The following is a 10,703-nucleotide window of genomic DNA, read 5'->3' as shown; positions in this document are numbered from 1 at the left end:
CTCACCTCGACGAAGATCGTGGTCGCGGGGGGCTTCGGGGTGGGCAAGACGACGTTCGTCGGGGCGGTGTCGGAGATCATGCCGTTGACGACGGAGGCGGTCATGACGGACGCCTCCGCCGGTATCGACGATCTCGGGATGACGCCGTTGAAGTCGACCACGACCGTCGCGATGGACTTCGGCCGGGTCTCCCTCGACCGTGACCTGATCCTGTATCTGTTCGGTACGCCCGGGCAGCACCGGTTCTGGTTCATGTGGGACGACCTGGTGCGGGGTGCCATCGGCGCGGTCGTGCTGGTCGACACGCGTCGCCTGGCCGACAGCTTCCCGGCCATCGACTACTTCGAGGAGGCCCAGCTTCCGTTCATCGTGGGCGTCAACGGCTGGGACGGTCAGTACCTCCACGACGACGGCGAGGTGCGTGACGCTCTCACCCTCGCGCCGCACATCCCCATGGTCCGGCTCGACGCCCGCTCCAAGGACTCGGTCAAGAACGCGTTGATCCAGCTCGTCGAACACGCGCTCACCGTCCGGATGGCCGTGCCAGGCTGGAGCGGCTGAAGGAGCGGCTAGGCTGGAGTCTTAGACGTTCATTCGCTTCGAGGACTGGCCAACCACGTGTTCGAGACGCTTTCCGACCGGTTGACATCGGTCTTCTCCTCCCTCCGGTCCAAGGGCCGGCTGTCCGATGCCGACATCGACGCCACCACCCGCGAGATCCGCATCGCCCTGCTGGAGGCCGATGTCGCGCTGCCCGTGGTCAAGGCGTTCGTCGCCCATGTCAAGGAGCGAGCCCGGGGAGTCGAGGTCTCCCAGGCGCTCAACCCCGCGCAGCAGGTCGTCAAGATCGTCAATGACGAGCTCATCGAGATCCTCGGCGGCGAGACGCGCCGGATCCGCCTGGCCAAGACGCCGCCGACGGTCATCATGCTGGCGGGTCTGCAGGGTGCGGGCAAGACCACCCTGGCGGGCAAGCTGTCGAAGTGGCTGCGCGAGCAGGGCCACGCGCCCATGCTGGTGGCCGCCGACCTGCAGCGTCCCAACGCCGTCACGCAGCTCCAGGTCGTCGGCGAGCGCGCCCAGGTCGCCGTCTACGCCCCAGAACCGGGAAACGGCGTCGGCGACCCCGTCGAGGTGGCCCGCAGGTCGGTCGACGAGGCCAGGCGCCTGCAGCATGACATCGTCATCATCGACACCGCCGGTCGCCTCGGCATCGACCAGGAGATGATGAAGCAGGCGGCCGACATCCGCGACGCCGTCCGCCCCGACGAGACCCTGTTCGTGGTCGACGCCATGATCGGTCAGGACGCCGTCACGACGGCGCAGGCGTTCATGGACGGCGTCGGTTTCGACGGCGTCGTGCTGACCAAGCTCGACGGCGACGCGCGCGGCGGTGCGGCGCTCTCGGTCCGCCACATCACCGGCCGGCCGATCATGTTCGCCTCCACGGGCGAGAAGCTGGAAGACTTCGACGCCTTCCACCCCGACCGCATGGCCTCGCGCATCCTCGACATGGGTGACATCCTCACCCTGATCGAGCAGGCGCAGAAGACGTTCGACGAGGAGCAGGCCGCCAAGATGGCGGGCAAGCTCACGTCGGGCGAGAGCTTCACGCTCGAGGACTTCCTCGAGCAGATGATGATGGTCCAGAAGATGGGCCCGATCAAGAACCTGCTCGGCATGATGCCCGGCATGGGGCAGATGCGCGACCAGATCAACTCGATCGACGACCGCGACCTCGACCGCATCGCGGCCATCATCCGCTCGATGACCCCCGCCGAACGCCAGGACCCCAAGATCATCAACGGCTCGCGCCGCGCCCGCATCGCCGCCGGTTCCGGCGTCACGGTCAGCGCCGTCAGCAACCTGGTCACCCGCTTCTTCGAAGCACAGAAGATGATGAAGCGAGTGGCGGGCGGCATGGGCATGCCCGGCATGCCGGGCGGCCGCGGTAAGGCGGCCAAGGCGCAGAAGAAGGCCAAGAAGGGACGGCGCGTCAGCGGCGACCCGCGCAAGGCCGCGCTGGGCAAGGCCCCGGCCGAGACTCCCGCCGAGCCGCAGCCGGGTGGCGTGCTGGGCAACCTGGGCGGCAAGCTGCCGCCCGGCCTCGAACTCCCGCCGGGGTTCGACCCGTCCAAGCTGAAGCTGCCCGGTCAGTAGGAGCAGTCCGCCAAGGCCCGGCCGACCGGGACTTGGTGGGCCTTTGCGGCATGCCGCCGCGCGAGGTCGTGGCAGTGTTGTGGCAGTGTCGTAGCAGTGCCGTCGATCTGGCACAATGACATGTTGGAACATCGTGACCAGGCGGGTGCCCTCTCACCTCCCGCCGGACGCGCCTGTCCCTGGAGCGTCGTCCCGTCGTGCCCCACTCGGCGAGATGCCGTTCACCCACGCTCGAATGCAGGAGAGACCACACCCGTGGCAGTCAAGATCAAGCTCAAGCGGCTCGGCATGATCCGCAACGCTCAGTACCGAATCGTCGTCGCCGACAGCCGCACCAAGCGTGACGGCCGGGCGATCGAGGAGATCGGCCTGTACCACCCGAAGGACAACCCTTCGCGCATCGAGGTCAACGCCGAGCGTGCGGCCTACTGGCTCGGTGTCGGCGCGCAGCCGACCGAGCCGGTGCTCAAGCTGCTCAAGCTCACCGGCGACTGGCAGAAGTACAAGGGCGAGCCGGCTCCGGCTCCGCTGAAGGTCGCCGAGCCCGCTCCCGACCGTCACGCCATCTACGAGGCCGCGGCCAAGGAGGCCCTGTCCGGTGGCGACACCGGCACGGCCGCCACCACGCCGAAGAAGGCCAAGAAGAAGGACGAGGCCGAGGCCACGGCCGAGGCCACCGCCGAGACCAAGACCGAGGGCGAGGCCTGACGTGCTCGAGGAGGCTCTCGAGCACCTCGTGAAGGGCATCGTCGAACATCCTGACGATGTCCGGGTCCGCGCACGCCGCATTCGCAGCGGGCGCGTCCTGGAGGTCCGGGTGCACCCCGAGGACCTGGGCAAGGTCATCGGACGCGGCGGGCGCACCGCCAAGGCGCTGCGCACGGTCGTGAACGCCCTGGCCGACGGGAAATACGTGCGGGTCGATCTGCTCGATCTGCACGAAGCAGTCCGTTAGCGTCAGGAAAAGCGCGCCCTCATCGGTGTTCCGATGGGGGCGCTCGCGTTGAGAAAGGCAGATTACGTGCAGCTGGTCGTCGGCCGGATAGGCCGTCCGCACGGGGTACGCGGCGACGTGACCGTGGAGGTGCGCACCGACGATCCAGAGCTGCGCTTCGCCCCCGGCACCTCGATCGCGACCGATCCCGCGAGCCGCGGCCCGCTCGTCGTCGCGGGGCGCCGCTGGCACAAGGACGTGCTGCTGGTGACCTTCGAGGGCGTCACCGGCCGCGACGCCGCCGAGGAACTGCGCGGCACCATGCTGGTCATCGACTCCGCCGAGCTCACACCGCCGGACGACCCCGACGAGTTCCACGACGCCCAGCTCATCGGCCTGACGGTCGAGACCGTCGCGGGCGAGCCGGTCGGCGAGGTGCAGGACGTCCTGCACCACGGCCAGGACCTTCTGGTCGTGCGCCGCGCGGGGCAGGACGACGTGCTCGTCCCCTTCGTCAAGGCACTCGTGCCGGTGGTCGACCTGGAGTCGGGCAGGCTGGTCGTCGATCCGCCGGAAGGGCTGCTGTGATGCGGCTCGACATCATCTCCATCTTCCCCGAATACTTCGCGCCGCTGGACGTCTCCCTCATCGGCAAGGCCCGCGAGCGCGGCACCCTCGACGTACGCGTCCACCAGCTCCGCGACTGGGCCCACGACGTGCACAAGACCGTGGACGACACCCCTTACGGCGGGGGGCCCGGCATGGTGATGAAGCCCGAGGTGTGGGGCGAGGCCATCGACACGGTGGTCGGCGACGGATCCCCCCGGATGATCGTGCCGACGCCGAGCGGCCGGCCGTTCACCCAGGAGCTGGCGCAGGAGCTGGCCGACGAGCCGTGGCTGCTGTTCGCCTGCGGGCGTTACGAGGGCATCGACTCACGCGTCATGGACGAGTACGCCACGCGGCTGCGCGTCGACGAGGTGAGCATCGGCGACTACGTGCTCGCCGGGGGCGAGGTGGCGGTGCTGGTCATGGTCGAGGCCATCGGGCGGCTGCTGCCCGGGGTGCTGGGCAACGCCCAGTCGGCCGTCGACGACTCGTTCGCGCCCGGGTCGATGCAGAATCTGGTCGAGGGGCCGGTCTACACGAAGCCGCCGGTGTGGCGGGGGCACGAGGTGCCGCCCGTTTTGCTGTCCGGACATCACGGAAATGTCGCCCGGTGGCGACGTGACCAGGCGATCCGGCGTACCGTTCGCAACCGGCCTGAGCTGGCGCGGGAGCTCGACCCCGGCACGCTCGACAAGCACGACAGGAAGCTCCTCGACGAGCTCGCGTTTCGCGTCGGCCAGGAAGATGTGGCAAACTGAAGCGCTGCCGACCATCATGCGGTCGGTGTTGCGTGCCCGGGAATGCGACCCCGGGCCTCCGGAGACAGCAGGCGCGTCCACGTCTGTAGCCGTGCTCGCGTTCGGGTGTGGCCGGGTGGACCTCCGCGTGCTCGCTAAACGTTGAGGAATGACTCTCATGCACACGAAGATCCAGGAGCTCGAGAAGGCGACCCTGCGCAGCGACGTGCCGGGCTTCCGCCCCGGTGACACGCTCGAGGTTCACGTCCGAGTCGTCGAAGGCAACCGGTCCCGCGTCCAGGTCTTCAAGGGCTTCGTGCTGCGCCGGCAGGGCAGCGGCGCCCGCGAGACCTTCACGGTCCGCAAGGTCAGCTACGGCGTCGGCGTCGAGCGCACCTTCCCGGTGCACAGCCCGGTCATCGAGAAGATCGTCCTCGTGACCCGTGGTGACGTCCGCCGCGCCAAGCTCTACTACATGCGCGACCTGCGCGGCAAGGCCGCCCGCATCCGCGAGAAGCGTGAGACGACGGCCGCCAAGTGACCTGAGCCGTCCTCCAGAAAGGCCCGCGCTGTCCGCGCGGGCCTTTCGGTTTTACGGGCCCCTTTCTTTTATGTGGAGGGAATCAGGGGTGGGTGTAACGTCGGTCGGGGGTTGTCGAGCCGGGGCATCATCTAGGCTCGTCAGCGACGATTAGCGAGGGTCAGGAGTACGGCGCACCGCGCCGCCCTGTCGAGGACGAGGTGGACGTGGTCGCGGAAGAGGCTCAGGTGCCGGCCAAGGGCAAGGACAAGGAGAAGAAGGGCTCGTTCTGGAAAGAATTGCCCGTTCTCGTCGTGGTGGCCCTGGTCCTGGCCCTGATCATCAAGACGTTCGTGGTCCAGGCGTTCTACATCCCGTCGGAGTCGATGGAGAACACCCTGCTCACCAACGACCGGGTCCTGGTCAACAAGCTCGTCTACCACACGCGTGACATCGAGCGGGGCGACGTGGTGGTCTTCTCCGGCGTCGACTCCTGGGACGGCGAGTTCAAGCTCGAGGAGCCGTCCAACGCGGTGGCGGCGTTCTTCCGGTGGGTCGGCACGGCGTTCGGCCTCGTGCCCGGCGAGAAGGACTACATCAAACGGGTCATCGGCGTCGGCGGCGACCACGTCAAGTGCTGCGACAGCGAAGGCCGCATCACCGTCAACGGCGTGCCCATCGACGAGAAGAGCTACCTGTACCCGGGTGACGAGCCGTCCATGGAGTCCTTCGACATCACCGTGCCGCCCGGGCGGCTGTGGGTGATGGGCGACCACCGCTCGGTCTCGCTCGACTCCCGTTCCCACACCGGCGACCCAGGGGGCGGCTCGATCCCCGAGAGCCAGGTCATCGGACGCGCGTTCGTGATCGTGTGGCCGTTCAACCGGTTCACTTCCATCGACATCCCCGCGACTTTCGCCCAGCCGGCGCTCCAGGCGCTCGGCGGCCCCGAGCCGATGGTCGCCGGGTTCGCGTTGGCCGTACCCTTGGTGCTGGTCCGTCGGCGTCGGCAGCGCAAAGGACACTGACGGCCGTCACCTAGAAGGCGGAGGCGTGGCGAAAGAGAAGGAAAAGAAGAAGGGCGGTTTCCGCGAAACCGTCCTTCTGCTCGCGTTGGGGGTCGGCATCGCTCTGCTGCTGCAGGCGTTCGTGGTCGGGTCGTTCTACATCCCGTCCGAGTCGATGGAGCAGACCCTGTTGATCAACGACAGGGTGTTCGTCAACAAGCTGTCCGGTGCACCCGAGCGCGGCGACATCGTGGTGTTCAAGGGCTGGAACGGCGAGGACACCATCAAACGGGTCATCGGCGTCGGCGGTGACCACGTGGTGTGCTGCGACAAGCAGCGGCGGATCACCGTCAACGGCACACCGCTGGAAGAGACCTCCTACCTCTACCCCGGCGACTACCCGTCGGGCGACACGTTCGACGTGACGGTGCCGCAGGGCAAGCTCTGGCTCATGGGCGACCACCGCAGCGCCTCGGCCGACTCGCGGGCCCACATGGAGGAGCCGGGTCGCGGGTTCATCGCGGTGGACGATGTCATCGGCAAGGCTGTCGTGCGTTACTGGCCGCTGTCGCGGGGCTATCTTTTCTCCCAGCCCGACATCTTCGACAAGGTCAAGTAGAGCGGGCTTTCGGTCGCGGTTCACGGCGAATGGGGCGTACGCTGCCTGTGTCATGACAGTTGCGTTCCGCCCACGGCCCAGCGTCATCCGGCGCGACTCCGGTCTCTACGCCTACGAGCGGGCGCTCGCCCGCCGCGGCCTCAACCCCATCGCGGGTGTCGACGAGGCCGGACGGGGGGCGTGCGCCGGGCCGCTCGTGGTCGCGGCCGTCATCCTGCGCAAGCGGATCGACGGCCTGGCCGACTCCAAGCTGCTCACCCCCGCCGTGCGCGAACGTCTCTATGAGAAGATCGTGCGCGCCTCGCACGTCGGGGTCGTGATCATCCCGCCGGAGGAGATCGACGCCAAAGGTCTGCACAAGTGCAACGTCGCAGGAATGCGGCGGGCCGTCGCGCAGTTGCCATGTGATCCGGAGTACATCCTCACCGACGGGTTCCCGGTGCCTGGCCTGCCCGCCCCGTCGCTGGCGGTGTGGAAGGGTGATCAGGTGGCCGCCTGTGTGGCTGCCGCGTCGATCGTGGCGAAGGTGACCAGGGACCGCCTGATGGTGGCGCTCGACCAGCGTTACCCGCAGTACGGGTTCGCCGATCACAAGGGGTATGTCACACCAGGACACCGGCTGGCGCTGCAGGCGCACGGCCCATGTCCTGACCACCGCTACTCCTTCGTCACGGTGGCGAGGCGGATGGGCGAGAATGAGATGGGGGCCGGGGTTGCCTGAGCAGGCACACCGGGGGACCGGTACGACAGGAGGACCGCGATGAGCGCAGAGGATCTCGAGAAGTACGAGACCGAGATGGAGCTGCAGCTTTACCGCGAATACCGCGATGTCGTCGGTTTGTTCACTTACGTGGTGGAGACTGAGCGTCGGTTCTACCTGACCAACTCGGTCGACCTCGACGTCCGCACGGCCGAGAACGGCGACGTCTTCTTCGACGTCAAGATGCAGGACGCCTGGGTGTGGGACATGTACCGCCCTGCGCGGTTCGTGAAGAACGTACGGGTGGTCACGTTCAAGGACGTGAACGTGGAAGAACTGGCCAAGGCCGACCTCGAAATGCCCAAGGAGGGCTTCTCCGGGTAACGCTGGTGTGAGGGCCGGCTCGCGTCGCAGGTGCGACGGGGGCTTGGCCGCGTGCGTCTCTACGGTGGTGGGTCCGTCCGCACACGGAACTGGGGCGTACCGACCATGGTGAGCGGGGCCAGCAGCCGGCGTCGAGCCGTTGAGAGCCTGACGACACGCTCGGCCGCCTCCGGCCCGCAACGGCATGTTTCGCCCTGCTCCCAGACAGTTTCGTCGGGCATGGGGAAAGCCGGCTCATCTGCACGTCATCGCGGGTTCCATCGAACGCCACGCGCGCCACACAGGGCTTGCCTTCGGCAGATGAGGCCCACCACGGCCTCCGAATGGACCGGGTTGCTACAGCAGCAGGCCGGGGGTTCCCTCATGGCGCAGCCACGCTCGGGGAGGAGCACCCGGAGTCATGCAGATGCGCCCGGGCTCGTGAAGGAGCGCCTCCTGGGTTCCCGGAGAAGCGGCTGTCGCTCTCCGGCGGATCAGGGCTCCAGCATCCATTCGCGCCGGCCGGTCAGCAGTGGATTCGCTGCCGATACCGTGATCCGTTCCAGGGGGACCCCGCCCGTTGGGGTTGAGCCCGTTGCTCGGCAGTCTCGGCAACCACGAAGGCACCAGCCGGCGGTTTCGTCATGATCGAGGGGACTCGCATGCGCGTCGGCCCTTCCGTCCTCACGTATGAGGCGCTGTACGCCGCGCTTGGTGGAGCTGTGCCGGTAGGCCGGTGGTGACAGCGGTTCGCCTCTGACTGATCCGTTCAGTGGTGCCCCGGCCTGGGGCGGGGCCGTTGCCTGGCGTTTTCGGCAAGTTCGGGGACGTCTGTGGGTGTCTGCGCTGCCGCGACCACCATGAGCCGCACTACGCGTTGGGAGCCCGTTCCTTCACGTTGAGCCGGCCCGCCTGGATGGAGCGAACCCCGTATGCCGAGGGGCTGTCTTGTCCGATGGGGCATGGAAGGCATCGCGGGTTATCGGGTTGTCCACAGCCGTGCTGCCGTCCTGGCCTGTTGTCCACAGAACTCCGTTCTGGGGCCCTGGTGGGGTCTCGTTTTCGCGAAGGTCGGTGACCGGACCCCGACCTATCCCGACGGAGGTGGCTGATGAAGCCGGACAGCAGGCTTGATCTCGGCAGACAGGGCGAACAGATAGCCGCGACCTATCTGGAACGCCAGGGCATGACGGTGATCGAGCGCAACTGGCGCTGCCGTGACGGTGAGATCGACATCCTGGCGGAGGATGGCCCGCACCTGGTCGTCGTCGAGGTGAAAACCCGATCGAGCCGCTCCCACGGCACGGCTCTGGAGTCCGTACGTCCCGCCAAACTCGCCAGATTGCGCATGCTCGCGACCCGGTGGCTGGCCACGCAGCCGCGCACGTTCGAGACCGTACGCGTGGACGTCGTCGCGCTGGAACGGTTCGCGGGCGACTTCGCCCTGCGCCACGTACGGGGGGTGATGTAGGTGGCGGTGGCCCGCACCCGCAGCGTGGCGCTGGTCGGGGTCGCAGGCCGTACGGTCGAGGTCGAGGCCGACGTGGGCAACGGCCTGACCGGCATCCACCTCATCGGGCTTCCCGACACGGCCCTCAGCGAGGCCCGCGACCGGGTCAGGTCGGCCGTGGTCAACAGCCACTATCCATGGCCGGACGCCCGCATCACCGTCAGCCTCTTCCCGGCCAGCCTGCCCAAACGCGGCTCGCAGTTCGACCTCGCCATAGCGGTCGCGATCCTGGGCGCGGCCGGGGTGGTGCCCGCCGAGCGCATCGCCGACCCGGTCTTCCTGGGCGAGCTCGGCCTCGACGGCCGCATCAGGCCCGTACGCGGTGTGCTGCCGTCGGTTCTGGGCGCGGCCCAGCACGGCGAGGTGACGGCCGTGGTCCCGTCCGGCAATGCGGCGGAGGCATCGCTCGTACCCGAGCTGAAGGTCGTCCCGGTCGGGCACCTGCGGGAGCTCGTGGAGTGGCTGCGCAAGGGCGAGGAGCCGCCGCAACCCGAGGCCGCGGAGCCTGCGCAGCAGCCCCAGCCCGAAACGGCCGGTGAGGTCGATCTGGCCGAGGTCGTCGGGCAGCCGGTCGCCCGCCGAGCTCTTGAGGTGTGCGCGGCGGGCGGTCACAACCTCTGGATGCTCGGGCCCCCGGGCACCGGCAAGACCATGCTGGCCGAACGGCTGCCCACCTTGCTGCCACGGCTCGACCTCGACCACTCCCTGGAAGTCACGGCGATCCATTCCGTCGCGGGAACGCTGACGTCCAACGCTCCGATGTTGAGCCGTCCCCCGTTCGTCAGCCCGCACCATACGGCGACCACAGCGGCGATCATCGGAGGCGGCAGCACGGTCGTCCGCCCCGGGGCCGTCTCGCTCGCCCACCGCGGCGTGCTCTTCATGGACGAGGCACCCGAGTTCGCGAGACACGTCCTCGACGCTCTGCGGCAGCCGCTTGAGTCAGGGCGGGTGACGGTGTCGAGGGCGGCGGGCTCGGTCACGTTCCCGGCGAGGTTCATGCTAGTCCTGGCGGCCAACCCGTGCCCCTGCGCCAGGGCGGAGGACCAGACCGAGCGCTGCACCTGCACCCCCACGGTCAGGCGGCGCTACCTCGGACGCCTGTCGGGGCCGCTCCTCGACCGCATCGACATGAAGGCCACCGTGGCCCGCTCGTCCAGACGCGAACTGCTGGCCGACCGCCAGTTCGTGGAGACGAGCGAGACGGTGGCCGAACGCGTCCTGCTGGCCCGTGATCGAGCCGCCAAACGCCTGGCGGGCACACCGTGGCGGCTGAACGCCGAGATCCCGTCCGCCGTGCTGCATTCCGACTACCGTCCTCCGGCGGCCGCGATGCAGCCCATGACGTCCTGCCTCGACTCGGGCACGCTGACGGCCCGCGGCCTCGACCGGGTCGTACGGGTCGCCTGGACCCTCGCCGATCTGGCCGGCAAGGACAGCCCCGGACAAGAAGAGACGCACACCGCGCTCGGTTTCTGGCTCGGTGTGAAGTGACGAACGCCCCTGCCGCTGGCTCCGCGCCGGCCGCCACCACCATTCACCGC

General features: G+C 68.4%; 13 protein-coding genes. All 13 read left to right on the top strand.

All coding sequences use genetic code 11. The features are described from left to right. Positions 1-561: GTP-binding protein (locus BLR04_RS30550; protein ID WP_245740725.1), on the top strand; the 561-nt coding region annotated here is incomplete at its 5' end. Positions 562-618: 57 nt separating this feature from the next. Continuing rightward, a complete protein-coding gene (gene ffh, locus BLR04_RS30545; protein ID WP_090771763.1) occupies positions 619-2,160 on the top strand; it encodes a signal recognition particle protein in 1,542 nt (513 codons plus the stop codon). 255 nt (positions 2,161-2,415) lie between these two features. Next, positions 2,416-2,868 (top strand): 30S ribosomal protein S16, encoded by a 453-nt coding sequence (rpsP, locus tag BLR04_RS30540; RefSeq protein ID WP_090771761.1) that lies wholly within the window; start codon positions 2,416-2,418, stop codon positions 2,866-2,868. A 1-nt stretch (position 2,869) separates the two neighbouring features. Then, complete coding sequence (locus BLR04_RS30535) at positions 2,870-3,115, top strand: RNA-binding protein (RefSeq protein WP_043634919.1); 246 nt, start codon at positions 2,870-2,872, stop codon at positions 3,113-3,115. 66 nt (positions 3,116-3,181) lie between these two features. Continuing rightward, positions 3,182-3,682, top strand: a complete 501-nt coding sequence (rimM, locus tag BLR04_RS30530; RefSeq protein WP_090771759.1) for a ribosome maturation factor RimM — start codon at positions 3,182-3,184, stop codon at positions 3,680-3,682. Further along, positions 3,682-4,461, top strand: a complete 780-nt coding sequence (gene trmD / locus BLR04_RS30525; RefSeq protein WP_090771757.1) for a tRNA (guanosine(37)-N1)-methyltransferase TrmD — start codon at positions 3,682-3,684, stop codon at positions 4,459-4,461. Before rimM ends, trmD begins: the two co-directional genes overlap by 1 nt. 157 nt (positions 4,462-4,618) lie before the next feature. Beyond that, positions 4,619-4,981 carry a 50S ribosomal protein L19 gene (gene rplS / locus BLR04_RS30520; protein ID WP_090771755.1) on the top strand — a complete coding sequence of 121 codons (363 nt, stop codon included), beginning with the start codon at positions 4,619-4,621 and terminating at the stop codon, positions 4,979-4,981. 200 nt (positions 4,982-5,181) lie between these two features. Then, positions 5,182-5,988, top strand: a complete 807-nt coding sequence (gene lepB / locus BLR04_RS30515) for a signal peptidase I (protein WP_090771753.1) — start codon at positions 5,182-5,184, stop codon at positions 5,986-5,988. Between the two features lie 25 nt (positions 5,989-6,013). After that, the gene (gene lepB, locus BLR04_RS30510; protein ID WP_090771751.1) at positions 6,014-6,586 is read left to right on the top strand and encodes a signal peptidase I; all 573 of its coding nucleotides are present in this window, start codon (positions 6,014-6,016) and stop codon (positions 6,584-6,586) included. A 52-nt stretch (positions 6,587-6,638) separates the two neighbouring features. Continuing rightward, positions 6,639-7,307, top strand: coding sequence for a ribonuclease HII (locus BLR04_RS30505; RefSeq protein ID WP_090771749.1), 669 nt, complete (start codon positions 6,639-6,641; stop codon positions 7,305-7,307). A 39-nt stretch (positions 7,308-7,346) separates the two neighbouring features. After that, complete coding sequence (locus BLR04_RS30500; RefSeq protein ID WP_026215037.1) at positions 7,347-7,670, top strand: DUF2469 domain-containing protein; 324 nt, start codon at positions 7,347-7,349, stop codon at positions 7,668-7,670. Positions 7,671-8,760: 1,090 nt separating this feature from the next. Further along, a complete protein-coding gene (locus BLR04_RS30495; protein WP_090771747.1) occupies positions 8,761-9,120 on the top strand; it encodes a YraN family protein in 360 nt (119 codons plus the stop codon). Beyond that, complete coding sequence (locus BLR04_RS30490; RefSeq protein ID WP_090771745.1) at positions 9,121-10,653, top strand: YifB family Mg chelatase-like AAA ATPase; 1,533 nt, start codon at positions 9,121-9,123, stop codon at positions 10,651-10,653. It abuts the gene before it with no gap. The last annotated feature ends 50 nt before the right edge of the window (positions 10,654-10,703 follow it).

The organism is Nonomuraea maritima, from assembly GCF_900100395.1.
Lineage (GTDB): Bacteria > Actinomycetota > Actinomycetes > Streptosporangiales > Streptosporangiaceae > Nonomuraea > Nonomuraea maritima.
This window is presented reverse-complemented; position numbering and strand designations above follow the sequence as displayed.